General features: G+C 60.3%; 29 protein-coding genes and 1 pseudogene. 14 read left to right on the forward strand and 16 right to left on the reverse strand.

Translation table 11 applies throughout. The features are described 5' to 3' along the window. Window positions 1-47: 47 nt before the first annotated feature. Together C0058_RS06995 and C0058_RS07000 are read right to left on the reverse strand one after the other, a co-directional pair. Window positions 48-935 carry a dihydrodipicolinate synthase family protein gene (locus C0058_RS06995; protein ID WP_102368275.1) on the reverse strand — a complete coding sequence of 296 codons (888 nt, stop codon included), beginning with the start codon at window positions 933-935 and terminating at the stop codon, window positions 48-50. 27 nt (window positions 936-962) lie between these two features. Beyond that, entirely contained in the window at window positions 963-1,745 is a 783-nt protein-coding gene (locus C0058_RS07000; RefSeq protein ID WP_102368276.1) for an aldolase, read from the reverse strand. Between the two features lie 104 nt (window positions 1,746-1,849). Between C0058_RS07000 and C0058_RS07005 the strand changes: the two genes are divergently transcribed. Continuing rightward, a complete protein-coding gene (locus tag C0058_RS07005; RefSeq protein WP_087692630.1) occupies window positions 1,850-2,392 on the forward strand; it encodes a helix-turn-helix domain-containing protein in 543 nt (180 codons plus the stop codon). Window positions 2,393-3,245: 853 nt separating this feature from the next. Here C0058_RS07005 and C0058_RS07015 read toward each other — a convergent pair. Beyond that, on the reverse strand, window positions 3,246-4,262 hold the full coding sequence (locus tag C0058_RS07015) for a DUF4917 family protein (RefSeq protein WP_003212103.1): 1,017 nt from the start codon (window positions 4,260-4,262) through the stop codon (window positions 3,246-3,248). Between the two features lie 127 nt (window positions 4,263-4,389). Between C0058_RS07015 and yiaY the strand changes: the two genes are divergently transcribed. Beyond that, a complete protein-coding gene (yiaY, locus tag C0058_RS07020) occupies window positions 4,390-5,538 on the forward strand; it encodes an L-threonine dehydrogenase (RefSeq protein ID WP_008437790.1) in 1,149 nt (382 codons plus the stop codon). On the opposite strand, the pseudogene C0058_RS07025 reads toward yiaY, so the two are convergent. Next, window positions 5,505-6,691 (reverse strand): annotated as a pseudogene (locus C0058_RS07025) (MFS transporter). The gene yiaY and the pseudogene C0058_RS07025 sit on opposite strands and share 34 nt — an antisense overlap. A gap of 115 nt (window positions 6,692-6,806) precedes the next feature. On the opposite strand from C0058_RS07025, the gene C0058_RS07030 reads away from it, so the two are divergent. The 5 genes from C0058_RS07030 to C0058_RS07050 all read left to right on the forward strand — a co-directional run bounded on the left by C0058_RS07030 (window position 6,807) and on the right by C0058_RS07050 (window position 12,062). Beyond that, the gene (locus C0058_RS07030; protein WP_102368277.1) at window positions 6,807-7,481 is read left to right on the forward strand and encodes an NAD(P)H-binding protein; all 675 of its coding nucleotides are present in this window, start codon (window positions 6,807-6,809) and stop codon (window positions 7,479-7,481) included. After that, on the forward strand, window positions 7,482-8,393 hold the full coding sequence (locus C0058_RS07035) for a LysR family transcriptional regulator (RefSeq protein ID WP_003212094.1): 912 nt from the start codon (window positions 7,482-7,484) through the stop codon (window positions 8,391-8,393). 149 nt (window positions 8,394-8,542) lie between these two features. Further along, window positions 8,543-9,736 (forward strand): CaiB/BaiF CoA-transferase family protein, encoded by a 1,194-nt coding sequence (locus C0058_RS07040; protein ID WP_102368278.1) that lies wholly within the window; start codon window positions 8,543-8,545, stop codon window positions 9,734-9,736. Next, window positions 9,733-10,671 (forward strand): hydroxymethylglutaryl-CoA lyase, encoded by a 939-nt coding sequence (locus C0058_RS07045; RefSeq protein ID WP_087692625.1) that lies wholly within the window; start codon window positions 9,733-9,735, stop codon window positions 10,669-10,671. Before C0058_RS07040 ends, C0058_RS07045 begins: the two co-directional genes overlap by 4 nt. Before the next feature lie 59 nt (window positions 10,672-10,730). Next, window positions 10,731-12,062: an MFS transporter gene (locus C0058_RS07050; RefSeq protein ID WP_102368279.1), complete on the forward strand. Its 1,332-nt coding sequence runs from the start codon at window positions 10,731-10,733 to the stop codon at window positions 12,060-12,062. Here the strand turns inward: C0058_RS07050 and C0058_RS07055 are convergent, their stop codons facing one another. Beyond that, on the reverse strand, window positions 12,063-12,551 hold the full coding sequence (locus C0058_RS07055) for a DMT family transporter (protein WP_003212086.1): 489 nt from the start codon (window positions 12,549-12,551) through the stop codon (window positions 12,063-12,065). It lies immediately after the preceding gene. 68 nt (window positions 12,552-12,619) lie between these two features. On the opposite strand from C0058_RS07055, the gene C0058_RS07060 reads away from it, so the two are divergent. Beyond that, complete coding sequence (locus C0058_RS07060; RefSeq protein WP_008437802.1) at window positions 12,620-13,537, forward strand: LysR family transcriptional regulator; 918 nt, start codon at window positions 12,620-12,622, stop codon at window positions 13,535-13,537. A 6-nt stretch (window positions 13,538-13,543) separates the two neighbouring features. Here C0058_RS07060 and C0058_RS07065 read toward each other — a convergent pair whose 3' ends face one another. Then, complete coding sequence (locus C0058_RS07065; protein WP_256579624.1) at window positions 13,544-13,813, reverse strand: type II toxin-antitoxin system RelE/ParE family toxin; 270 nt, start codon at window positions 13,811-13,813, stop codon at window positions 13,544-13,546. 4 nt (window positions 13,814-13,817) lie between these two features. Continuing rightward, a complete protein-coding gene (locus C0058_RS07070) occupies window positions 13,818-14,057 on the reverse strand; it encodes a CopG family ribbon-helix-helix protein (protein ID WP_008437804.1) in 240 nt (79 codons plus the stop codon). Window positions 14,058-14,266: 209 nt separating this feature from the next. On the opposite strand from C0058_RS07070, the gene C0058_RS07075 reads away from it, so the two are divergent. Beyond that, window positions 14,267-14,794 (forward strand): DUF4142 domain-containing protein, encoded by a 528-nt coding sequence (locus tag C0058_RS07075; protein ID WP_003212082.1) that lies wholly within the window; start codon window positions 14,267-14,269, stop codon window positions 14,792-14,794. Window positions 14,795-14,849: 55 nt separating this feature from the next. Here C0058_RS07075 and C0058_RS07080 read toward each other — a convergent pair whose 3' ends face one another. From C0058_RS07080 to C0058_RS07105, 6 genes are all read right to left on the reverse strand, one after another. Then, window positions 14,850-15,275: a low affinity iron permease family protein gene (locus C0058_RS07080; protein ID WP_003212079.1), complete on the reverse strand. Its 426-nt coding sequence runs from the start codon at window positions 15,273-15,275 to the stop codon at window positions 14,850-14,852. Window positions 15,276-15,385: 110 nt separating this feature from the next. Continuing rightward, on the reverse strand, window positions 15,386-15,868 hold the full coding sequence (locus C0058_RS07085; protein WP_003212078.1) for a methylated-DNA--[protein]-cysteine S-methyltransferase: 483 nt from the start codon (window positions 15,866-15,868) through the stop codon (window positions 15,386-15,388). Window positions 15,869-15,957: 89 nt separating this feature from the next. After that, window positions 15,958-16,290 carry a hypothetical protein gene (locus C0058_RS07090; RefSeq protein ID WP_003212076.1) on the reverse strand — a complete coding sequence of 111 codons (333 nt, stop codon included), beginning with the start codon at window positions 16,288-16,290 and terminating at the stop codon, window positions 15,958-15,960. Window positions 16,291-16,312: 22 nt separating this feature from the next. Beyond that, window positions 16,313-16,723, reverse strand: a complete 411-nt coding sequence (locus C0058_RS07095) for a type II toxin-antitoxin system HicB family antitoxin (protein WP_003212074.1) — start codon at window positions 16,721-16,723, stop codon at window positions 16,313-16,315. A gap of 23 nt (window positions 16,724-16,746) precedes the next feature. Beyond that, entirely contained in the window at window positions 16,747-16,929 is a 183-nt protein-coding gene (locus tag C0058_RS07100) for a type II toxin-antitoxin system HicA family toxin (protein WP_003189411.1), read from the reverse strand. Between the two features lie 171 nt (window positions 16,930-17,100). Then, window positions 17,101-18,009, reverse strand: a complete 909-nt coding sequence (locus C0058_RS07105) for a LysR family transcriptional regulator (RefSeq protein WP_087692622.1) — start codon at window positions 18,007-18,009, stop codon at window positions 17,101-17,103. Between the two features lie 95 nt (window positions 18,010-18,104). On the opposite strand from C0058_RS07105, the gene C0058_RS07110 reads away from it, so the two are divergent. Together C0058_RS07110 and C0058_RS07115 are read left to right on the forward strand one after the other, a co-directional pair. Then, a complete protein-coding gene (locus C0058_RS07110; RefSeq protein WP_102368280.1) occupies window positions 18,105-19,268 on the forward strand; it encodes an MFS transporter in 1,164 nt (387 codons plus the stop codon). Next, a complete protein-coding gene (locus C0058_RS07115) occupies window positions 19,265-20,455 on the forward strand; it encodes an MFS transporter (protein WP_102368281.1) in 1,191 nt (396 codons plus the stop codon). The genes C0058_RS07110 and C0058_RS07115 overlap by 4 nt, the downstream gene beginning before the upstream one ends. Here C0058_RS07115 and C0058_RS07120 read toward each other — a convergent pair. From C0058_RS07120 to C0058_RS07130, 3 genes are all read right to left on the reverse strand, one after another. Continuing rightward, window positions 20,448-20,756, reverse strand: coding sequence for an addiction module antidote protein (locus tag C0058_RS07120; RefSeq protein WP_003212064.1), 309 nt, complete (start codon window positions 20,754-20,756; stop codon window positions 20,448-20,450). The genes C0058_RS07115 and C0058_RS07120 overlap by 8 nt on opposite strands. A gap of 2 nt (window positions 20,757-20,758) precedes the next feature. Beyond that, the gene (locus C0058_RS07125) at window positions 20,759-21,052 is read right to left on the reverse strand and encodes a type II toxin-antitoxin system RelE/ParE family toxin (RefSeq protein WP_063032679.1); all 294 of its coding nucleotides are present in this window, start codon (window positions 21,050-21,052) and stop codon (window positions 20,759-20,761) included. 161 nt (window positions 21,053-21,213) lie between these two features. Next, complete coding sequence (locus C0058_RS07130) at window positions 21,214-22,026, reverse strand: helix-turn-helix transcriptional regulator (protein WP_102368282.1); 813 nt, start codon at window positions 22,024-22,026, stop codon at window positions 21,214-21,216. Between the two features lie 95 nt (window positions 22,027-22,121). Between C0058_RS07130 and C0058_RS07135 the strand changes: the two genes are divergently transcribed. The 3 genes from C0058_RS07135 (at window position 22,122) to C0058_RS07145 (ending at window position 24,550) form a co-directional block, all read left to right on the forward strand. Further along, a complete protein-coding gene (locus C0058_RS07135) occupies window positions 22,122-23,018 on the forward strand; it encodes an SDR family oxidoreductase (protein WP_102368283.1) in 897 nt (298 codons plus the stop codon). Window positions 23,019-23,335: 317 nt separating this feature from the next. Beyond that, window positions 23,336-23,575 (forward strand): DUF6124 family protein, encoded by a 240-nt coding sequence (locus C0058_RS07140; RefSeq protein ID WP_003212057.1) that lies wholly within the window; start codon window positions 23,336-23,338, stop codon window positions 23,573-23,575. Window positions 23,576-23,743: 168 nt separating this feature from the next. Then, window positions 23,744-24,550, forward strand: coding sequence for a polysaccharide lyase family 7 protein (locus tag C0058_RS07145; RefSeq protein ID WP_087692616.1), 807 nt, complete (start codon window positions 23,744-23,746; stop codon window positions 24,548-24,550). The last annotated feature ends 128 nt before the right edge of the window (window positions 24,551-24,678 follow it).

Below are 24,678 nucleotides of genomic sequence, written 5' to 3' on the forward strand. Positions count from 1 at the left end.
ACCCACCGCCTTCGCGAGCAAGCCCGCTGCCACATTTGGATTGCGTTTCAGCGCAACAGGGTCAGTAGCTCTTGCAACTGAACACGGCCTGCCTCAGCCAGCGGGAACACCGGCAGCCGTGGATCCCCCGACTCCAGGCCCGTCAGCCGCAAACCGGCCTTGATCGTCGCCGGCAAGCCACCTTTGAGGATGAAATCCAGCAACGGCAACTGGCGATAAAACAGCTCCCGCGCTTTCTCCAGGTCATTGGCCAAAACGGCTTCATACAAATCCAGGTTGAGCTGAGGAATCAGATTCGGCGCCGCCGTGCACCAACCTTTCGCACCCGCCGCAAACGCCTCCAGCGCCAGCGGATTGCAGCCGTTGTAGAACGGCACCTGGCCCTCGCTGCGCCGGTGCAATTGGTGCATGCGCTGAATATCCCCGGTGCTTTCCTTGACCATGGTCACGTTGTCGACGCTGTTGACGATGCGCAGGATCAAGTCCACCGACATGTCGGTGCCACTGGTGGCCGGGTTGTTGTAGAGCATGATCGGCACGCCGATGCTGTCGCCAATGGCCGCATAGTGGGCGAGGATTTCCGCCTCGCTGAGTTTCCAGTACGAGGCCGGCAATACCATTACCACGTCCGCGCCGTGGGCCTCGGCAAACTGCGCACGACGCACGGCCTTGGCGGTGGTCAGGTCGGAGACGCTGACGATGGTCGGCACACGCTTGCCCACCTTCTGGATGCTGTAGGCGGCGACTTCATCCCACTCTGCATCACTGAGATAGGCGCCTTCGCCGGTGCTGCCCAACGGTGCGACAGCGTGCACGCCGCTGTCGATCAGGCGGTCGATCGAAAGGCCCAGGGCGTCGAGGTCAATGCGCTGGCCGTCCGCGCTGAACGGGGTGATGGTGTAGCCGATTATGCCGTGAATAGAAGGGCTGGACATGCAAAAGTCTCCGGTCGAAAAAGGGTTTCAGTTCAGGCAATCGGCGTGTTGGCGCAGGTTCTGCCGAGCGTAGTAGTTGAACGCGGCGCCGTGGCGCTTGGGCTTGGAAATCCAGTCATGGGCTTCGCGGCCCAGTTCCGGCAGGATCGGCTTGATCGTGCCGGCGGCCATCGCCAGCAGCTGCAACTTGGCCGCGCGTTCGATCAACTGTGCGATCACACAGGCTTCCTCGATGCTCGCCCCAGTGGACAATTGGCCGTGGTGGGAAAGCAGAATCGCGCGTTTATCCCCTAGGGCAGCGGTGATGATTTCACCTTCTTCGTTGCCCACCGGCACCCCGGGCCAGGCTTCGAGGAATGCGCAATCTTCGTACAACGGGCAGAGGTCCATGTGGGACACCTGCAACGGCGCTTCCAGCATCGACAATGCAGCGATGTGGGTCGGGTGAGTGTGGATGATGCAGTTCACATCCGGGCGACCGCGGTACACCCAGCTGTGAAAACGGTTGGCCGGGTTGGGCATGCCATGGCCTTCCAGCACCTCCAGGTCTTCGTTGACCAGCAACAGGTTGCTGGCGGTGATCTCATCAAAACCCAGGCCCAGTTGTTGGGTGTAGTAGGTGCCAGGCGTCGGGCCGCGTGCGGTGATCTGCCCGGCGAGGCCGGAGTCGTGGCCGTTTTCGAACAGGATCCGGCAGGTCAGCGCCAGCTTTTGCCGGTCGGTCCACGTATTATCCGCCAGGGTGTTTTGCATCTGGGTCAGCGCCTGCTTGACCAGCTGGTCTTTCGGGAGTGCTAATGTCTTGGCCATATCAGTGTCCTTGTTCGTCGCAAATGACACTAAAGAGACTATATGACACAAAGTGTCACTAGCAAGCATTCATCATCGCCTCTTTAATGGATTAACCGCTGCGCATGTCTATCCGTTTGAAAATATTGAGAAAAAAACTTGGTGTGACGTTGGAGTCGCTCGCGGAAAAATCCGGGATGACCAAGAGTTACCTGTCGAAAGTCGAACGCGGGTTGAATACGCCGTCGATTGCGGCGGCGCTGAAACTGGCCAAGGCGTTGAATGTGAAGGTCGAAGAATTGTTCAGCGAGGACAATGTCAGCCTCGACAGCTACAGCCTGGTGCGCAGCCACGAACGGCAGGCGTTGTCGGGCACCGATGCATCACCGGGTTACGCGGTGCTGGCGCATCAGGTCAGTGAGCGTAGTTTGTTGCCGTTCATCATTTACCCGCCGGCGGAGTTCACCGACAAGACCTTCAAGGAACATTTGGGGGAGGAGTTTTTGTTTGTGCATGAAGGTCAGGTTGAGGTGGATTTCATGAGTGAGCGGGTGGTGTTGAATCGGGGGGATGCGTTGCATTTCAATGCGCAGAAGCCGCATCGGATTCGGTCGGTGGGGGAGGTTCAGGCTCAGCTTTTGGTGGTGGTGCATAGTGCTGAAGCGTGATGGTGGGGGCATATCCGTTATTTGGGTGATGGCTTATATCGGTTCCGCTCTTACAGCGGCTCACTTTTGAACAGCGCAAAAGTAAGCAAAACGCTCTTGCCCCACCACTCGGCACCTCGCTTAGGCTCGGTGTGCCCTCACTCCGGCTTTGGACCGTGGGCCGCCGTCATGGGCCATCCTTGGCCCAGGACGGCTAACCCGGCGTCCTGCCGGGTTACCCACGCTCCAAAGCCTGCGTTCGGCCAGCGTGGTTTAACGGGGCGCCTAAGATCAAGATCAAAAGCAAGAGCACAGCGGCCTACCGGCCGGCTTGAGTGTTTTAGAGCAACAGCAAAATCAAAAGCTAAAGCGGGCACGGTCCAAATGTGGGAGCGGGCTTGCTCGCGAAGGTCGTTAACGATGACGCTGGCATTCTGGATGAACGCGGCGCTCTCAGGTTTTTCGCGAGCAAGCCAGCTCCCACAGAAAAGCAGCTCTGCTTCCGCTCTGGATCTTGCCTCTGCTTTTAACACTCAAGCCGGCCGGTAGGTCGCTGTGCTCTTGCTTTTGATCTTGATCTGCGGGCCCCGTTAACCACGATGGCCGCAAGTAGGCACGGTGGAGCGGGTAAATCGGCAAGGATGCCGATTTAGCCGCGCCGGGCCATGGATGGCCCGGCGCGGCGGCCCGCGGAGCCGTGCCGGAGTGCGGGCATGCCGAGCCTAGGCGAGGCACCGAGTGGTGGGGCAAAGCGTTTTTTGGTTACTTTTTTAGGCGTTTGTAAAAAAGTGACCCGCTGTAAGAGCGGAACCATAAGTGGCCGTTACCGCAGCAACGGATATGTACACCCCACCCCACCCCACCCCAACTACCATCACCGCTCCACGGGCACCGAAAGCCCCGAATTCCCAAGCGCATGACTACGCGCATCAAAAAACCGCAACTCCACCTCCATCCCCTCAAACAACTCCGCAAAACGCCGCTTCTGCTGCTGAATAAACCCCGCACTGCGCCCAAACACCGAAATCGCCAACGTGCTGATCTTCGCCTGTCGAATCGCCTGCACCAGATGCACATCCTGCGCGCCGAGGTGATGCCCAAAGATGCATAGCCCACCTTCATGGCCCAACAACTGCTCGTAACAGAACGACAAATAGTCAGAACTGCGAATGGTCTTCAGCTTCTCCTCAACCTTGCCCTCGCTGACAAACAACGGCACATCATCCAGCGTCTTGATCGTGTTGTTGATCGCAAAACTGCTGAGCAACGTGCTGTCAGTGGTCGGCAATTTACGCGCCGTACCATCAAGGTTACGCACCAGGTGCAGGCCACCATGCAGATACAAAATGCGCGTGGTGTCGCAAGCAGTATTACGCAGGTCAAAGCTCGCATCGGCACTGCGAAACAGATCGTCGATGCCCGGCGCATGCAGGATCGCCCAGTAGTTGAGCAGGTCGTAATTGCTGGTGAACACCGTCGGGTAACTCGCCAGCTCCTGATGGAGGGTCGCCAGTGTCGACGGCTTCACCAGGCGCCACGGAATATGCACGCTGTGGATCGTATTGATCAGCGCTTCCTTGATCGCGTAATAGCGATTACGCGGCGCAGCCGAGCTGACCGCCAGGGCCTTGTTGACCCGGCTGGTGGTTTTCAGTGCACCCAGCACCTGCTCGAAGCTGCGGGTCTGCATCGCGTCAAACACGCTGAGTTCGGACTGGCTCAGAGGTTTTTCTTCCACGGTGCGGGCGTTTTCGAACAGCGAGTCGTAGGCAAAATCTTCCCACACTGCGCGGCTGGCGCCGTTGCCGATCAGGATCCCGCTGATGGCGGTACTGCTGCGCAAGGCGTTCCAGTCTTCTAGGTGGGCATCAAAATCCTGGGAATCCTTCATTGCGGCGGGTCTACTCGAAATCGGCTGGGCGCTGACTTTATCACGAGCGGGCGTTGATCCTGGTCAAGATGCCGCAGGCAATCGAGGTCGATGCTGTAGGCATAACGACTTTAAAGGATTAGCCACCATGAGCAGCACCTTCTTCATTCCCGCCGTCAACATCATGGGCCTCGACTGCCTCGACGAAGCCATGACCGCGATTCGCAACTACGGTTTTCGCAAGGCGCTGATCGTCACTGACGCCGGGATGGCCAAGGCAGGTGTGGCCAGCATGATCGCCGAGAAGCTTGCGATGCAAGACATCGACTCGGTGATCTATGACGGCGCCAAGCCCAACCCGAACGTCGAGAACGTCGAAAAAGGCCTGGCGCTGCTGCAACAGAGTGCCTGTGATTTCGTGGTGTCACTGGGCGGTGGCTCACCCCATGACTGTGCCAAGGGCATTGCCCTGTGTGCGACCAACGGCGGGCACATCGGCGACTACGAAGGCGTCGATCAGTCGGCCAAACCGCAACTGCCGCTGGTAGCCATCAACACCACCGCCGGCACGGCCAGCGAAATGACCCGCTTCTGCATCATCACCGACGAAACCCGCCACGTGAAAATGGCCATCGTCGACCGTAACGTCACGCCGCTGCTGTCGGTCAACGACCCGGCGCTGATGGTCGGCATGCCCAAGGGCCTGACTGCCGCCACCGGCATGGACGCGCTCACCCACGCAATCGAAGCCTACGTGTCCACCGCCGCCAACCCGATCACCGACGCCTGTGCGATCAAGGCCATCGAACTGATCAGCGCCAACCTGCGGATTGCGGTGCGCGACGGTAAAGACCTGGCCGCCCGGGAGAACATGGCCTACGCGCAGTTCCTTGCCGGCATGGCCTTCAACAACGCGTCCCTGGGGTTCGTGCACGCCATGGCGCACCAGTTGGGCGGGCTGTATGACTTGCCTCACGGCGTGTGCAATGCGGTGCTGTTGCCCCATGTGCAAAGCTTCAACGCCAGCGTCAGCGCCGAGCGCCTGAGCCATGTGGCACGGGCCCTTGGCGCAGATATCAAGGGTACGTCGGTGGAAGAGGGCGCCCAGGCGGCCATCGCGGCGATTCGCAGCCTGTCCCAGGATGTGGAAATTCCTGCCGGGCTACGGGAGTTGGGCGCCAAGTTGCAGGACATCCCGCTGCTGGCGTCCAACGCCCTGAAGGACGCCTGCGGCCTGACCAACCCACGGCGCGCGGATCAGCGTCAGATTGAAGAGATCTTCCGCAGCGCGTTCTGATCAGTCCTGGCCATGGCGACGCACAGCAGTGCGCCGGCCGCCAGCGTCACGCATAACACCGCCAACGGCCAGGCCTGCTGACTCGCCAGCAGGCTGGCCACGCCACCGATCGCCGCAGCCATCAACTGATGCATAAAGCCGCTCAAGGCCATGGCGTAGGAGCCGCTCACCGGTGATTCATCATTGGCCAGCGACAGGCTGATGGGATAACTCATCGATTGGCCGAACACCGCCAGGCAATACGGCAGCCACAGCAGGATCGCCAGCCCATTGGCAAACAGGCTGCCCAGCAACATCGTCGCGCTGCCGCACATCACCAACGCCACGCCCCAACTCATCATCGACAGGCGCCCGGTGCGGGCGACGAGGCGATTGACCATCAACGCCCCCGCCAGATACGCCCCGCTGATTGGCCAGCCGAGCCAGCCATATTGCGCGGCGCTCCACTCGAAATGGCCCTGCAAAATCAACGGTGCGCAGGTGTTGAACGCGATGATCACCCCGTAACCCAAACCGCCCGCCAACGCAGGCCGCAGGAACGCCGGATGGCGCAGGATCGTGCCGTAGATGCGCCAGGCCGAGACGTGTCCAGAGGCTTTTTCCAATCTTGGAAACACCACCCGTTGCAGCGCAATCATCAAGCCGACAGCCGCGACCGCCAGCCCATAAAAGATCGCCTCCCAACCAAACGCCACTTGCAACAGCGAGCCCACAAACTGCCCGATGCCCAGGGCGATCACGAACGTCATGCCCAGCCACGACAAACCTTTGGCCAACAGGGCACCGCTGAAGCTGTCACGAACCAGCACCCGCGCCATCACCGACACACCGCCCGCACCGAGGCCTTGAACCAGGCGCAGGCCGAGGAACGATTCGAGGCTGTAGGCGGACGGAATCGCCGCACTGGCCAGCGCATACAACGCCAACGCTGCCAGCAACACCGGCTTTCTACCCAGGCGCTCACCGAGGCTGCCCCAGAGCAGCATCGGCAACGCCATGCCGATCAAGTACACCGCCAGGGCCAGTGCCACCTGGTCCTCTGCAGCGGTCAATGACAAGGCAATCGCCGGCACGGCGGGCAGATAACTGCTGATGCCAACCTGGGACAAAAAGCCGCGCTGCAGGCAATGGCGAGGGTCGTGGTGCTTTTCAAGGGGCAAAAGATCCTGTTGAGCAGTAAGCTGCAAGCCGCAAGCTACAAGTTGCCAGTGGGTTTGTCTCTACCTTGCAGCATGAAGCTAACCGCTTGTCGCTTAGGAACCAACCTTATGAGAGTTCTATTATTCGGCGCCACCGGCATGGTCGGCCAAGGCGTGTTGCGCGAGTGCCTGCTGGCCAGTGACGTGCAGGAAGTCGTCGCCGTCGGCCGTACCGCGCTGACCCAGGAACACGGCAAGCTGCATCAAGTGCTGCATGCCGACATGTTTGATTTCCAGCCCCTGGAGCATCTGCTGCAAGGTTTTGACGCCTGCTTCTTTTGCCTGGGCGTGTCCTCGGTGGGCATGGATGAAGCCAAGTACACCCATTTGAGCTACGACTTGACGCTGGTGGCCGCCAGCACCCTGGCGCGGGTTAACCCGCAGATGACCTTCATCTACGTGTCCGGCGCCGGGACTGACAGCAGCGAAACCGGCAAAACCATGTGGGCACGGATCAAGGGCAAGACCGAGAATGCGTTGCTGCGCCTGCCGTTCAAGGCGGTGTACCTGTTCCGTCCCGGGGTGATCCAGCCGTTGCACGGTGTGCGCTCGAAAACCCCGCTCTACCAGTCCATCTACACCGTGGCCGGCCCGTTGTTGTCGCTGCTGCGCCATGTGCGACCGGCCTGGGTGGTGAGCACTGAAACCGTTGGCCGCGCGATGCTCTCGGCCGTCCGGCACGGCGCACCTCTGCCGGTGGTGGAGCAGGCCGATATCAATCGCCTGGCCACCGAGCGCGCCTAGATGCTGCACAAAAGCCTGGTTCGCCGCCTTGACCTGATCACCCTGCAATTGTTTGTGGCAGTGCATGAGGAAGGCACGCTGACCCGCGCCGCCGCCCGTGAAGCCATCGCGGTCTCCGCGGCCAGCAAGCGCTTGATGGAGCTGGAACAGGTGCTGGGCGTCAGCCTGTTTGTGCGCCAGGCCAAGGGCATGCAGCTTACGGCCGCCGGCGAGACCTTGCTGCACCATGCACGGCAGATGCTGTTCAATGTCGAGAAGATGGGCCTGGAGCTGGGCGAACACAGTCACGGCGTGCGCGGTTATGTGCGGATGCTGGCGAACCTCTCGGCAATCATTCAGTTCCTGCCCGAAGACTTGCGCGACTTTTCCGCGCTGCATCCACAGGTGAAGGCCGACCTGGAAGAGCGGCCCAGCAACGGCGTGGTCCAGGGTGTGATTGACGGCGTTGCGGACCTGGGCATCTGTTCCAGCGACACCGATACCAAAGGCCTGCCCGGTGTGACCTATCGCCGGGACAAACTGGTGGTGCTGATGCCGGCGGATTACCCGTTGGCGTCGCGCAAGACCCTGACGTTCGCCGAGACGCTGGACAGCGACTACGTGGGGCTGCATTCCGCCAGTTCGATCAACATGCGCACCCATGCGGCGGCGCGGGAGGCGGGCAAGGTGCTGCGCTTGCGGATCCATGTGCCGGGCTTCGATGCCATGTGCCGGATGGTCCAGGCCAACATGGGCATCGGCATCCTGCCGCAAAAAGCCTATGAACTGTTTGGCCGGGCGTTGGGCTTGCACGCGGTGCCGCTGACGGATGCCTGGTCGGACCGCAGCCTGATCCTGGTGGTGCGTGACGAGGCGCAGCTGTCGCCGGTGAGCCGGTTGTTGTTCGATTACCTGCGGCGGGAGCAGGCGTAAGCAAACGCTGTGGCGAGGGCCCTCGCCACAACCAGTCCTTACTCAAGCGTTCGCATTTGGCGAACGCTCGTTGCCAACTGACGGTTGGATTTCTACTGCCTGCGTCCTCTAGCCTTGGCCCCACATTCCAAGAACAAGAGGTACACCCCATGACGGCTCCCCTGAGCGGTATCAAGGTGATCGAGATCGGCACCCTGATTGCCGCGCCCTTCGCCGCCCGGCTGATGGCCGAGTTTGGCGCCGAGGTGATCAAGATCGAAGCCATGGGGCAGGGCGATCCGCTTCGCAAATGGCGAAAGCTTCACGAAGGTACGTCGCTGTGGTGGTACCTGCAATCGCGTAACAAAAAGTCCCTGGCCCTGGACCTCAAGTCGGCAGAAGGCCTGGACCTGGTCAAGCAATTGCTGGGCGATGCCGACGTGCTGATCGAAAACCTGCGCCCCGGCGGCCTGGAAAAACTCGGCCTGGGCTGGGACGTGCTGCACGCCCTCAACCCCAAGCTGACCCTGGTGCGCATCTCCGGCTACGGCCAGACCGGCCCTTACCGCGACCGCCCGGGCTTCGGTGCCATCGGCGAGGCCATGGGCGGGATTCGCTACACCACTGGCAACCCGGATTCACCACCGGCGCGGGTCGGCGTGAGCCTCGGTGATTCCCTGGCGTCGCTGCACGGTGTGATCGGCGCGCTGATGTCGCTGCTGCGGGTCAAGACCGGCCAGGGCGACGGCCAGATTGTCGACGTGTCCCTGGCCGAAAGCGTGTTCAACCTGATGGAAAGCCTGGTGCCGGAATACGACATGCTTGGCCATGTGCGTGAACGCAGTGGCGGCGCCTTGCCCGGCATTGCACCGTCCAACACCTACCTGACCGCCGATGGCGCCTATGTGGTGATCGCCGGCAACAGCGACCCGATCTACAAGCGCCTGATGCTCGCCATCGGCCGCGCCGACCTGGCCGAAGCGCCGGAGTTTGCCCACAACGATGGCCGCGCTGCCAAGAGCGGCCTGCTGGACGCCGCCATCACCCACTGGACCAGCAGCCTGCCCATCGACCAGGTGCTCAGTGCCCTGGAAGCCGCCGAAGTACCGGCGGGGCGCATCTATTCAGTGGCCGATATCGTCGCCGATCCGCACTACCAGGCCCGCGACATGCTGCTCAGCGCCGACCTGCCCGGCGGCTTCACGGTGAAGATGCCCGGTATCGTGCCCAAACTGTCGGAAACCCCCGGCGCGGTGAATTGGCAGGGCCCGAGCCTGGGCCAGCACACTGATTCAATCCTCGGCGACCTGGGCCTGAGCGGCGCCGATATTCAACGCCTGAAATCCTCGGGAGTGGTGCAATGAAAAACTATTCCGATGCGCTGATCGTGCAGGAAGTCTCGCCCCGTGACGGCCTGCAAATCGAGCCGACCTGGGTCGAGACTGTCGACAAGATCGCGTTGATCGATCAACTGTCCATGGCCGGGTTTTCCCGGATCGAAGCCGGCTCGTTCGTGTCGCCCAAGGCCATTCCCGCCTTGCGCGATGGGGAACAGGTGTTCCAGGGCATCACTCGTCGCCCCGGGGTCATCTACGTGGCGTTGATCCCCAACCTCAAGGGTGCCCAGCGTGCCATCGAGTCCCGGGCCGATGAGTTGAACCTGGTGATGTCCGCCAGCCAGACCCACAACCTGGCGAATATGCGCATGCGTTGCGAAGCCTCGTTGGCGGCGTTCGGCGATATCGTGAGCTTTGCTGCCGAGCACCCGGTGCGCCTCAACGGCAGCATCGCTACCACTTTTGGTTGCCCGTTCGAGGGCAAGATCGATGAGGACCGCGTGCTGCAATTGGTCGACGCCTACCGGGAGCTGGGCATCCAGGGCATCAGCCTGGCCGACACCACCGGCATGGCCAATCCGCGTCAGGTCGAGCGCCTGGTCAAGCGCGTGCTCGAACGTGTTCCGGCGAGCGACCTGACCCTGCATTTCCACAACACTCGCGGCCTGGGTTTGTGCAATGTGCTGGCCGCCTACGAGGCCGGTGCGCGACGGTTTGATGCGGCATTGGGCGGCCTCGGCGGTTGCCCGTTTGCGCCCGGCGCGTCGGGCAATATCTGCACTGAAGACCTGGTCAACCTGTGTGATGAAGTCGGGATCCACACCGGCATCGACCTGCCGCACCTGCTGAAAATGTCGCGGCAATTGCCAGCCTTGCTGGGCCACGAATTGCCGGGCCAGGTGGCCAAGGCCGGGCGCAATTGCGACCTGCATCCGCCACCGGCCTACATCGCCACCTTGTAAGCCGTAACCAGACAACAAAAACAATCGGACGCCTGCGAGCAGTCCGCTGGAGAGAATCGATGAGCCTTAATACGTTGGAGGCCGGCGTGCGCCCGGCCGCTGAACACGATGCCGAAAAAGCCCTGGTCAGCAAGGTCGCCTGGCGCCTGATGCCGCTGATCATGGTCTGCTATCTGTTCGCGTTTTTTGACCGCATCAACATCAGCTTCGCCAAGTTCCAGCTACAGGCCGATCTGAGCCTGAGTGACACCGCCTATGGTCTCGGCGCCGGGCTGTTTGTGGTGGGCTATGTGATCTTTGAAGTGCCGAGCAACATGATGCTGTACAAGGTCGGCGCCCGCCGCTGGATCGCTCGCATCATGATGTCGTGGGGGCTGGCGACGGCCGCTATGGTGTTCGTCACGGCCGAATGGCAGTTCTACGTGCTGCGTTTCATCATCGGTGCGATGGAGGCGGGGTTTGCTCCGGGGGTGCTGTATTACCTGACGTTGTGGTTCCCGCAGCACTACCGTGGGCGTATCACCTCGATGCTGTTCCTGGCGTCGGCGTTTGCCGGGCTGGTGGGCGCGCCGTTCTCCGGGCTGGTGCTGGAACACCTCGACGGTGTGCTGCAAATGCGCGGCTGGCACTGGTTGTTCTTGCTCGGTGGCTTGCCCTGTGTGGGCCTGGGGTTCCTGGTGCTCAAGCTGCTCAAGGATCGTATCGAGGATGCCCACTGGCTGACCCCGCCGGAGAAAACGTTGCTGGCCAGTCGCATTGCCGTGCATGAACCCCACAAGAGCGGTGGCTCGTTGCTGGCTGCATTGCGTATCCCAGGCTTCCTGATGCTGGGTTTTATCTACTTCCTGATCCAGGTGGCGTCCTACGGGTTGAACTTCTGGGCGCCGCAACTGATCCGCAGCGCCGGCACCCAGAACCCGGTGATGATCGGCTTGCTGACGGCGATTCCCTACGTCTGCGGTGCCATCAGCATGGTGGTGATCGGACGCTTGTCCGACGCCACCGGCGAACGTCGCAAGTTCGTCAGCGGCCTGGTGGCGCTGGGGGCGGTGGGGTTCTTCTGTGCCGGGATCTTTGCCGATCACACCACGTTCCTGATCGTCGCCCTGAGCTTGCTGGGCGCGGGGATCATCGCTTCGATCCCGACGTTCTGGACGCTGCCGCCGAAGTTGTTGGCCGGTGCCGGCGCGGGCGCTGCTGGCGGGATCGCGGTGATCAACACGTTGGGCCAGTTCGGCGGCATCGTCAGCCCGGTGATGGTCGGCCGGATCAAGGACCTCACCGGCAGCACCACGCCGGCGCTGTATGTCATCGGCGTGTGTGCGTTGCTGGCGGCGGCGCTGTTGCTGTGGGGCTTGCCTCAGAAGCTGCGCACCCTCGACAAGCGCTGATCAGCCGGCGGTCACCAGCGAGCGGGTGGGTGCGGCACTGAATTGAATCAGGGCCACACCGCCAATCAACATCAGCGCCCCGATCAACCGGGGCGCGGTCAATTGGCGTTCCACCAGCCCGAACAAGCCGAAGTGGTCCAGCATCAACGAGGCGACGATTTGCCCGGCCATCGCCAGGGCGATAAACCCCGAGGCGCCGAGCTTGGGCATCAGGATCAACGCCAGCGAAATGAAGCACACGCCGAACGCGCCGCCGCTCCACATCCACAGCGGCGCCTTGGTGATAAAACCCAGGTTGGGAAGCGGCAGGCGCAGGGCCAGGATCACCGGCAGCAGCACGATGATGCTCACCAGCAGCGAGGCCAGGGTGGCCCACAGCGGATGCCCCAGGCCGCGTCCCAGGTTGGCGTTGATCGCGCTTTGAAACGGCACCACTGCCCCGGCAAACGCGGCCAACAGCAACAAACCTACCCAATGCAACGTCGTCATGATCAATCTCCCAGAGGTTTTGCTGGACTCTAGGCTATTCGTCGCGCAAATTTAAATTCCAAGTTCTTATGCAGAACATGCAGCTGATGAATGATCTACGACGCATCGACCTTAACCTGCTGGTGATCCTTGACGCCTTGCTCAGCGAGCAACACGTGACCCGTGCCGCCGAGCGCCTGCACCTGAGCCAGCCGGCGGTGAGCCACGCGCTGGCGCGGTTGCGGGATTTGCTCGGAGACGCGTTGCTGGTGCGCCAGGGCAGCTCGCTGGTGCCCACTGCTCGTGCTCTGGAACTGGCCATGCCGCTGGCGGAAGCGCTGGCCCAGGTACAGGCGCTGCTGGAGCCCAATCGTTTTGATCCGGCGTCGGCCAAGCGCACCTTCCGGGTCGCCATGTCGGACTACAGTGCGGCGATTTTCTTGCCGGGGCTGGTGCGCACCTTGCGCCGGGAAGCGCCGGGGATTGATTTGCAGATTATCCAGGCCAGTCGCGAAGGCATGCTTGACGGTGTGCTCAATGGCGATATCGACCTGGCGGCCGGGGTGTTTCCCGACATGCCTGCCGAACTGCGCAGCACGCCGCTGTTTGAAGAGCATTACGTGTGCCTGGTGGACCGTGACAGCCTGCCGGCAAGCGGTGTACTCGACCTGCCCACCTATCTGGCGCGGCCCCACGTATTGCTGGAAATGCGTGGCAGCGGCACCCCGGAAATCGAACGGGCGCTGACGGCGATTCGTGAGCGCCGGCACGTGTCTATCAGCTTGCCTCATTGGGGTGTTGCGCCGCAGTTGATCCAGGGCACGGACCTGATTCTTACCGTGTCGTCTCGCGGGCTGCTGAACATTGATCACGAACAGTTGTTGGCGGTGCCGCCGCCGTTTCACATTCCGTCGTTTGCGTTTGTGCTGGCGTGGCATTCGCGGCGGGGTGGGGACGCGGCGTTGCAGTGGTTGAATGGGCAGGTGCAGGTTGTGATACAGGGTTGATCGGCGTTACCAACTGTTCGGTGGTTGGCGCCGTGTGTGAAATATTCGAAGAACCTGTAACCGTCCCTCGCGAATACGATATGGCACGAGATAGGGCCAGCGTGGCATCACCCACTCACGTGTACCAGGAACGCGTCCTTCTCGACCCATCGCCGGAAACTCAGCAACATGCTCAAGCCCCGTCCGGATGGCCTGAACAAACTCATAAGCCGCTTTGGGGTTTTCCTGGGCGATGAAAGCTGCTTCATCATCAAGATTTTTGAGTGCTGCCTTCAGCTACTCAACGCGCATTGGCACGCCATTTGTTTGCCACTGCGTCTACTTCGGCGGCAGTTGCAAAGTCACCCGCATCGGCTTCTTTCAACGCCTTTTGAATTTCCTCGATTTGCCATGCTTCACGCGTCAGGTATTCGCGTAACGCATCGACGGCGAGGAACGATTTGCTGCGCCCGGTGGCCTTGGCAAGGCTGGCGAGTGTTTCGGAGATGTCTTCAGGTAGACGTAATGACATGACCGACATAAGTGCCTCGATGTAGTGATGTGTAATACAACATACTACATTGTCACCGTTGCATCTTTGTGTCCCGTTCGTCAGGACTGCTCCTCAGTAAGCCCTGACGACCGTTCGTCGCACTAACAAGTTTTTTCTAAACCTTTGCCGCCCTGAAAATTCAGATTCAGAGCGGGGCTCGTTTCCCTGCACCTGTTTATTACCTGGAGGAACCCATCATGAGCCGCATGGCTATCCGGTTACGCACCGCCAGTTTCGCGATGCTGCTGGGCCTCGGCGCCAGCAATGCTTTCGCCCAGTCGCCTGCCGATTTCATCGAGCAGGCTTCGGCCAAGGGCATGGCCGATATCGAGACCAGCCGCATGGCACACGCCAAGACTTCGTCCCAGGAGATCAAGGACTACACCATCGAAGTCATCAATGAACGCACCCTGGCCAATCAGCACCTGGCGGCCATCGCCAAGAAGCTCGACTTGCCGGTGGCCCCACGGGACAAGATTGTCGACAAGGCCGAATCGCTGATGCCCGAGCTCAAGGACGGCGACTCCTTTGACGCCGCCTACACCGCCCAGCAGATCAAGGCCAACGAAGACGCGATCGCCTTGTTCAAGCAGGAGGGCGCCGAGTCCGATATCCCGGAAATAAAGGCTTTGGTGGATGAGACCTTGCCCAAGTTGGAAGAGCGCCTGGAGAAAGCCCGGGCGCTGGCGTCGACGTACGGTAAGGGTCACCAGGGCGACGGTTGATTGCCTTGAGTACCCCATGAAAAACGGTGGCTGGAGTGATCCAGCCGCCGTTTTTTTATGCCTGGTTCAGGTCCGTCTTGGACCGGCCATTGTCATCCGTTGTTTCGGTAACCAAGGTCGTCACAGTGATGGTTTCGCTGTCGCCGATGGTCTTGTACTCCTTGCGCAGTTTCTCCAGTTCCTTGCGGTCCAGGCCGTCCAGGCTCAATACGGCGTTTTGTGCATCTTTGGTGGCGCGCAGCAACTCGTCAATCTTGATATGCAAAATATCGTTGTCGCGGTTTTGCGTGTTCTGGATCAGGAACACCATCAGGAAGGTGATGATGGTGGTGGAGGTGTTGATGATCAGCTGCCACGTGTCGTTGTAGTGGAAATAGGGCCCGCTCAGACTCCACAGGAGGATCAATCCCACCGCCGCGTAGAACGTGCGGGCGCTGCCTGCCCAGCGGGACAGGGATTGTGAGATGGCGGAGAATTTCATGACCGTTTTCCTATAAGGGTGGGTGATGAAAATACTGACCGCAGGCGCGCTCTGAAATTTCTTTTTACAATTGAGGATCTGAACAAAGTTGTACGTTTTCCTGCTGGGGGTCAGCCGTGATCCTCCAGCGCCAGCAGATACTGCTTGGCCTCAAGCCCGCCGGCGAACCCGGTCAAGCCACCCGACGCACCAATCACCCGATGGCACGGCGCAACAATCGAAATCGGATTGCGCCCGTTGGCGGCGCCGACGGCACGCACGGCCTTGGGGTTGCCTATCTGCGCAGCGATCTGGCTGTAGCTGCGGGTCTCTCCGAACGGGATGGTCAACAGCGCCTGCCAGACTTTCTTCTGGAAGTCGGTGCCGGCGAAGTCCAGTTCCAGCTCGAAACGATTGCGGGCACCGGCGAAGTACTCCTTCAACTGTCGCTCGGTCTCCAGCAGTACCGGGCTGTTGCTGGCTTCTTGCAGGGCACCCAGGCGAACGCGATTGGGCCGCTCTTTTTCCCAGAGGATGGCGGTGAGTTTTCCGTCACGGGCCACGAGGGTCAGTTGGCCGACGGGGGAGGGCATGTATTTGTATTCGTAGGACATGGTCGGGCTCCTTGAGTGGGTATGGCTCTACTGTAGATGGGCCGGCCCAGGGTGGAACTACGTTTCTTGCGGTCGAATTCGCGAACGACTTAGAAGTTCCAGTAAACCCAATCGGCGTAATACGGATACCAATAAAACCACGAGAACCAGTACAGCGCCTTGAGTACCGATGCCGTGCCAATGACAAAAAATGAAGCGATGTTGAGCAGCGTGATGATCACGGCAAATACGGTTACACGCCGACTGGCATGCAGTTGGGCAAACCGGGCGCCATAAACGGAGGCCGTGATGGACGCCAGCACCAACACGAGTCCCAGCGCAAAGGGCAGCCTGAGGAACGAGAGCAGCAGAGGAGCGATCAGCACCCAGCCCAGTACCTTGCGCAGTACGGGGCTGGGCGTGCGGTGTGAGGGAGGGAGCATTGCGCGGTTCCTTGAAGTGCTGTTACCGGTCTTGTTGCAATACCTTGAGGGCAGCAGACGCAAGAAAGCCCGAACGGCTTTTTTCTTCCGGATGATGCAGGACGTATTCGTCAATGCGGTTCAGCAGATAGCCGGGCAACGTGATATTGAGTTTCTGTGCCTTGCCCAGGTACTTGGTCACATCAATATCCACCACCGCCCACGTGCAGCCGGCATATTGCGGGTTGGCGGCATGGAGGGTGACTTTCTGTGCTGTAGGAATGGGCGCACCGTCTTCTGCGAGGATCTCGAAGTGGCCTTCGATCGCTTCGCGGGCCATGGCCATGGCGTCGTCCAGATCATCTCCAGCTGAGAAGCAACCGGGAATATCCGGGACTTCCACACCCCAGGCATGGTCCTCGTCACCGGTTGAAATTGCGATTGGGTACAGCATGTTTGTTGTCCTCAACGAACGTGTTAGCTGAGCAGAGCTTGTTTCAAAATGCTCTTTGCGGTCTTGTCCAGCAGGTCCTTTTTAGGATGGGGAATCGTCACGAGCCCCGGCTTTGTCGGGTGCTTGAAATGATGATGGCTGCCTCTGATTCGCACCAGATACCAGCCATCCGCAACGATGTGACCTATCAAATATCGGCTGTCCACAGCACCTCCTTGTGGTGTGTGTTGGTGGAGACTATAACTACTGAAAATAAATTATCAACACTCTACCTACCAGCGGTCGATGACCGGTGTTTCTGTAGGGGCTGTATGCAGTGTATGAGCGCATGGGGACGGTGCCCGACGGAGGTATTGCGAGGTTTTTCGAGAGAACAATCAGGCTTTCTGACGAGCCTGCAGCAACTCATCAATTACCGTGAGAAATGCCGTGACCATCAAGCTGCTTGCGCCGCTACGCGTAAGAACGAGCAGCCGTGCATACGCTTCCGCGTCCACCAACGGCCGATACGTCACGCCCTTGTTCATCAAACTCTGCGTACATTCCGGCACCAGCGCCACACCTTGTCCCGCCGCCACCAGTGCAATGATCGAGGTAATTTGCCGTCCCGACGGCCCGGCCCTTAGTGGCAAACCTTTGTGCCGATAAAGCTGCTCAATGGACTGGTTAAGCCCCGAGCCATAATCGGCTGGGAACAAAATCAACGGGTACCCACTCAACTGCGCCAGGCTGACCTCGGCCTGGTTGGCCAACGGGCTGTCGCTGGACACCGCCGCCACCAGCCGCTCCTCACCCAACGACAACGCTTGCACCTCAGTCTGACCGTCCTGGGGCAGTAACCGGCTCAGGCCGATATCCAGGCGGCCATCAGCCACCTGTGCGCCCAGGCTGCCGGAGGCGCATTCCACCAGCGTCAGTTGCACATCGGGAAAGCGTTGGGCGAAGGCTTGAATCGCCTGGCTGAACAAGTCCGACAGGGCTATCGAACTGACGTAACCCAGCGCCAGTTGCCCGGCGGCACCCGCCGCCAGTTTGCCCGCGATGACTTCAGCGAGGTCGACCTGCTCCAGCACCGCCCGTGCGTAGGGCAGGAACGCGCGCCCCTGGGGAGTGAGCGAAACCGTGCGACTGGTGCGGTCGAACAGGCGAAATCCCAGCTCAGTCTCCAGCGCGGAAATCTGCCGGGTCAACGGCGGCTGGGCCAGGTGCAGGCGAATGGCCGCTCGGCCGAAGTGCAATTCTTCGGCGACGGTCAGAAAGTAACGCAGCTTGCGTAGGTCGAGCATCCTGGCCCCAGGGTATTGATCGGTTCGAAATCGGTATTGGTCTCAGGTGTGCGGGTCATTCTATAAAGGCCTCAGATAATAAAACGAGAGGTTTCATGAAACCGCGCCTGCATTGTGCCCGTCTTGCCCTGTTCCTGTGTGGCTGCGCGGCGTTTCTCAACCTCTACGCCACCCAGAGCATTTTGCAGACGCTTGCCGCCAACTTTGAGGTGAGCGCCAGGGCGGCCGGTTGGAGCATTACCGTCACCACCTTGGCGGTAGCGCTGACCGCGCCCTTTGTCAGCCGCCTGACCGGGCGTTTTGAGCAACGCACGGTGATCTCGGCGGCCTCGCTGTTGCTGGCGTTGCCGGCTTTGATGACTGCCTATGCCAGCAGCTTCGCCGAACTGCTGGTGTGGCGCTTTATCGAAGGCATGCTGATCCCCGTGGTGTTTGCCACCAGCGTGGCTTATATCGGTGATCGCTGGCGCGGCGGCACCGTCACCGAAGTCACCAGCCTCTACGTGGCCGGCACCGTGCTCGGCGGGTTTGCCGGGCGCTTCGTCACCGGCGTGATGACCGAGTACGTCGGCTGGCGCGAAGCCTTTGAACTGTTGGCAGTGTTGAGCCTGATGGTGGGCGGATTTATCCAGTTCCTGCTGCCGGGCAATCCGCCCCGAGTCGCACGACCTTCAACCACCTGGGCCGACGTGCTCGGCACGCCGTTGCTGGCAGCCTACGCCGTAGGATTTTGCGTGCTGTTCTCCCAAGTGGCGACGTTTACCTACGCTGGCCTTTACCTCAGCCAGGCCCCGTTCGACCTTGGCCCGGCGGCGCTGGGCACGATCTACATGGTGTTCCTGCTGGCCCTGGTGGTCATTCCCGTTGCCGGGCGCCTGAGCAAATCCCGCCCGCAATCCGAACTGCTGACGGCGGCTGCGGTGCTTGGCGTTTGTGGCTCGGGCCTGACCTTGCTGCCATCCCTGTGGTGCATCGTACTGGGCCTGGCCCTCAGCTCCACGGGCGTGTTCCTCGCCCAGGCCGCCGCCAGCGCCTTCACCACCGCCACCGCCCGCCACAACAAGGCCGGTGCCGTGGGCCTGTACCTCACCTGCTATTACCTGGGCGGCAGCTTCGGCGCCATCGTCCCGGCGCTGATCTGGGGGCGTTGGGGTTGGGTGGGGTGTGTGGCGCTGATCATCGGTTTCCAGCTACTGTCGTTGCTGATCGCCCTGGCGGGCTGGAAGCCCCTCCAACCTGAACTGAGCAAGACCTCATGAACGATGCCGTTGCCCTGCCGGTACCCGAGACTTCCGCCCGTCGCCGCTCGTTGATCGCCGGCTGCAGCGCCCACGCGATTCACGATGGCCTGACCGATGTGATCTACGTGCTGCTGCCGATCTGGCAAGCGCAGTTCGGCATGACCTACGCCCAGGTCGGCCTGCTGCGCGGTGCCTATTCCGGGATGATGGCGGTGTTTCAGCTGATGGCCAGTCGCGCCGCCAAACGCTGGGGACGCACGCCGATGCTGGTGGGCGGCACGGCGCTTGCCGGTGTTGCCTATCTGTTGGTGGGGCAGGCGACCGGGTTGGGCATGTTGTTGCTGGCGCTGCTGTTGGGCGGGCTGGGGGCGAGTACCCAGCATCCGCTGGCTTCTTCGATGATCACCGACACCTACGAGAGCGGTGGTGGGGTCAAGGAAGCGCTGTCTCAATACAACTTCTCCGGGGACATTGGCAAAACCCTGGTTCCCGGGCTGGTCGGCCTGTTGCTGACCGTCATCAGCTGGCGCGCGAGCGTCACGCTTCTTGGAGTGCTGGGATTGGCTGCGGCGGGGTTGCTGTGGTGGCTGATCCCAACGCAGGCAGCGGCGTCCACTTCCGGGAAAACCGCCAGGACACTGGTAGGAAGCGGCTCCGTCAGCGGCCTGCGTGCGCTGATCGTCACGGGCACACTCGACAGTGCCGTGCGCATGGGCTTTCTCACGTTTTTGCCGTTTCTCCTGCAAGCCAAGGGCGCAGGCACTGCAGGCATTGGCCTGGCGCTGACCATGCTGTTTATCGGCGGCGCCTTTGGCAAATTACTCTGCGGCTACCTCGGCGCATGCATCGGCATGATGAAAACCGTGTGGCTGACGGAAACCGTCACGGCGCTGTTAATCGTCGCGGCGGTGTACCTGCCGTTGAGCGGGTTGATGGTGATATTGCCGGTGTTGGGGCTGGCGTTGAATGGCACCTCTTCGGTGCTGTACGGCGCGGTGCCGGATCTCGCTGGCGCAGGTAAACGAGAGCAGGCGTTTGCCGTGTTCTACACCGGCACCATCGGAGGTGGCGCGTTGGCGCCGGTTCTGTTTGGCGGGCTGGGGGACTTGATGGGCGTGCCGGTGGCGGTGATGGTGCTGGCGGGGATGTTGTTGCTGACGTTGCCGTTGGCGTGGGTGGTGCAGCGGGGCTGCTCACTCAAATAATCGAATGATTGGCGACATGCCCCGGCTGTGCTTGCAGATCGATACCCAGTGCGTGAAGCACCTTGAGTACCGTTTCGAAGCGGGGCTTTGCTCCAGGGGCAAATGCCTTGTACAGACTCTCACGGCCCATGCCGGTATCGGTCGCGACCCGCGCCATCCCGCGAGCTTTGGCCACGTACCCGACGGCCCTGAGGAACTCCTCGTTATCGCCGTCGGCCAGAACTTGAGAAAGGTATTCGCTGATGGCTTCATCACTGTCGAGCAGTGCCGCCATATCAAATGTCGTCAGTGTTTGGCTCATGATCAAACTTCCTTTGCCAGTTTTTTTGCTCGCCGGATGTCGGCGTCTTGTGAGGATTTGTCGCCACCGGCCAGCAAGACGATGACGGTTCTTCCTCGCTGCGTGAAATACACTCGATAACCCAGACCGATATCTACGCGCATTTCCGAGACACCATTGCCTACCGTCTTTATATCGCCCAGATTGCCAGCAGATGCGCGATCGATGCGCCGGGCGATGGCGATTTTTGCGCGTAAATCACGTATTGCTGAATGCCAGGTAATGAAGGTCTGCGTTTGCTGGACTAGATAGTTCACGGATTCTCACTGTATCCATATGGATACTTGCTGGCAATAGGCATGAGCACGTGCGCGCGGCGCGGTTAGGCGCAGGAGAATGATGTGAGTAAGGCTAAGGATTCAAATGGTCTCTTGTTACGAGCGATTGCAGTGTCGAAGTCTCTTGCAGTTGCTGGCGCTTAATCCATCAAGGATGCGATCCGCTGCGCATCCTCCGGCGTCGCCGGGTTGTACACCACCATATTCAGATCCTTGCGCCCATCGACCGCAAACACCGAATACTCAAATTCGATCGGCCCCAACACCGAATGGCGTATCCGCTTGATGCGATCACCATGGGCGCCCTGAACATCGTTTTCGCTCCACATCGCCTTAAATTCAGGACTGCGTCGACACAGTTCATCCACCAGCGGCTGCACCTGCTCCGCCGCGCCTGAGCGCGCCGTATCAATCCTGAAAGCCCCCAACACAAACCGCGCCACGCTTTCCCAGTCGTATTGGGCCGCGCGGGAATTGGGATCAAGGAACATGAACCGCAGGATATTTCGCTGTTCCGGCGCCTGGGATCCGTAGTCCATCAACATCACCGTCGCCGCCTGGTTCCAGGCCACCACATCCCAGGTCGCCGTACGCAGGATCGCGGCGCTGGGGTTCAAGGCATCCAGTACCCGTTGTAGGCGTGGCGTCACCGTTTCGTTTTGCTGATAGCGCACTTCGGGTGGGCGTCCGAAGGCCAGCAGGAACAGATGCTCGCGTTCGATATCGGTCAACATCAGCGCATGGGCAATCCGCTCCATCACTTCCACCGACGGCGCGCCGCCACGGCCCTGTTCGAGCCAGGTGTACCAGGTAGGGCTGATGTTCGCGCGTTGGGCCACCTCTTCGCGGCGCAAACCTGGCGTACGCCGTCGTGCCAATGAGAAGCCGAATGCCGCCGGATCAAGCCGGGTACGTCGGTCTTTCAGATAGCTGCCCAACTGGTTTGCGCTCATAGCCTGTTAGCCTCCATACCCTGATAACTTCACTACTTTACCCGTATAGGGCAAGCGCACAGATTAGTCTCTGAATACACACGGAGATACGGTTCATGCGCATATTTATAACGGGTGCCAGCGGATTTATCGGGTCGGCTGTCGTCAAGGAACTGATCGCGGCGGGCCATCAGGTGCTGGGGTTGTGCCGCTCGGATGACAAGGTGGCAGCGCTGGAGGCCGCCGGGGCTCAGGTACATCGTGGGTCGCTTGAGGACCTGGGAAGCCTCAAGTCTGGTGTTGCCCAGGCGGATGGCGTGATTCACCTGGCGTTCAATCACGACTTCTCGAAATTCGTCGCGAACTGCGAGGACGACCGCCGGGTTATCCAGGCGCTGGGAGAGGCACTTGCCGGGTCGGATCGACCGCTGATCATTACCTCCGGTGTCGGAATTGCGAGCACCGTGCCGGGGCAGTTGGCGACGGAGGATGGTGCGGTGGTTACCTCAGCGCAGATTCCTCGTGCAGCGTCGGAAGAAGCGGCTAACGCTGTAGCCGCGACGGGGGTGAATGTGTCGGTGATGCGTTTGCCTCAAGTACACGACACCGTCAGGCAGGGGCTGGTTAGCCCGGTGATCGAGTTGTATCGCGAGAAGGGCGTTTGCGCTTACATCGCCGACGGGAAAAACCGTTGGCCGGCGGCACATATTCTGGATGTGGCTCGGCTCTACAGGCTGGCGATTGAAAAGGCCGAGCCGGGCACGAGGTATCACGCGGTGGCGGAGGAGGGTGTGTCGCAGCGGGAGATTGCCGAGGTGTTGGGGACTCGGCTAGGGTTGCCGGTTAAATCCATTTCGGCGCAAGAGGCTCAGGGGTTTTTTGGTTGGTTGGCAAGGTTTACCGCTCACGATATGCCTGCATCCAGTGCGATCACGCGCAAGAAGTTGGGATGGGAACCGGTGGGGCCGGGGTTGCTTGCGGATCTTGCGCAGTTGGAGGGAACTGAAGGCTGAAGCGCGGATTGGCCTGAATATTTGAACCTTGCTCCATTGCCTACACAACCATCAGAATCGTCCCGGTTGTACGCCTTGGGCAACCTCTTTAAGGTTCGTCAGCCGCTGCCCATCAGCGGTCGGGTTTAGTAGCCCGGTGAAGTTTTGGCGTACGGCTGTTCTATCGGTCAGGCATCTTATTGCCTGTGCCTAATGGTAGCTGTGCGCAGGGCGTCTTCGGGCGCGCCGGTTCTGAAACTTCCCGGTCTACTAACCTGCGTACAGCTGCCACCCTATCTCCGTAGTACTGGGTGGTGGTCCTTCTTGAGGATCAACAGATGTGTACTGACTCGTATAACTCACCCGTAAGAATCTTCAGCGTACGTCCCGAAATCGGCACCGATGCATTGCTCGCCAACGCTTACGAAACCATTGCCGGCGCTGGCGCAATGACCAACGAATTTGCCGATAACCTGCCAGATAAGCATCGCAGTCTGGCCTTGGCGATTCAGCAAATGATTGAACTGGGGCTTTTACTGGTAGAAGCCGTGCAGGACCGAGTGGATCGGGTTTCTTGATTCTGTAAAAGGCTTTCCCTTCCAGGCCGCACATACCAAGGGAAGGGCAGCCCTCCAATATTTTTTCTCTTTCGGCAGTAAGGCGCATTACATTGATTCGACACCCGCAACAGCTATCGGATCTGCTGGCGTTGGAGTTGGGGCTTTGACGAATAATTGGTGACGGTGATGCACGCATTTAAAGTGTTTGGCGCTAGAGTTATCGCGGTGTCGGTAGTGGCCATCGGAGCGATTTTTAACGGTGGAAATGCCTTTGCCCTGGATGCCACAAAACCCCCAGGCGACAACCTGTCCAACCTGAGCCGTGCCTACGTGCTTCAGGATTTCAATGCGCAAGGTCAGGCAGAAGAAATCGCGATCGGCGAAAATCTTCAGAACGCCTATTTCTACACAAACTGTTATCGCACATCGGGATGCCATCAAGGCGTGCCTGAAGGAGCGCTGGTATTCAACACACCCTCGGGTCTTGACGCGACGCCCAACAGTCACTACCCCCGTGTTGAGCTGCGGGCAAAAAGAGAGTTCACCGCAGGTGGGGTGTTTGATAATACCCAGTCCGGCGAGCTTTATGTGGTGCAAAATCCAAGCACAAAATCGATCATTTTTGCCCAGATACATGGCGACAAGGCGGGAGGTTCGGAGCTGCTGAAGCTTCGCTGGGAAGATGGCTCGATCGTCGCCGGGACCAAGACACGCTACGGGCAGAAGGAGCAACGGACAGTCTTGCTGACGGGGCTGAAGGTTAATGACAAGCTCAATTACAAGATTGAGGTCAAGGGCTCCGAGGGCGGCATGGTGCTGCTGGTTTCGGCTGCGGCGAATGGCAGGCAGGCCAGCCGGGAGTTCGATATTCCGCCATCGGGTTGGCAGGGCATCAATCTGTATTTCAAGGCCGGGAATTACAACCAGACCGCTGAGCAGGACGGCGGGGCAGCTATTGTTGCGTACACCTCCCTGGATGTGGGTTACCAGTAGCAGTGTGCGCCGGTTCAGAGACTCCCCGGCCCAGCAACCTGCGTACAGTTTCACCCTATCTGCGTAGTACTGCGTCAGTAATGCCGAGTAAAAAGATTCGTTCCCCCTCTCCCCATTAGCGTCCGACG

It is taken from the genome of Pseudomonas sp. NC02, from assembly GCF_002874965.1.
Lineage (GTDB): Bacteria > Pseudomonadota > Gammaproteobacteria > Pseudomonadales > Pseudomonadaceae > Aquipseudomonas.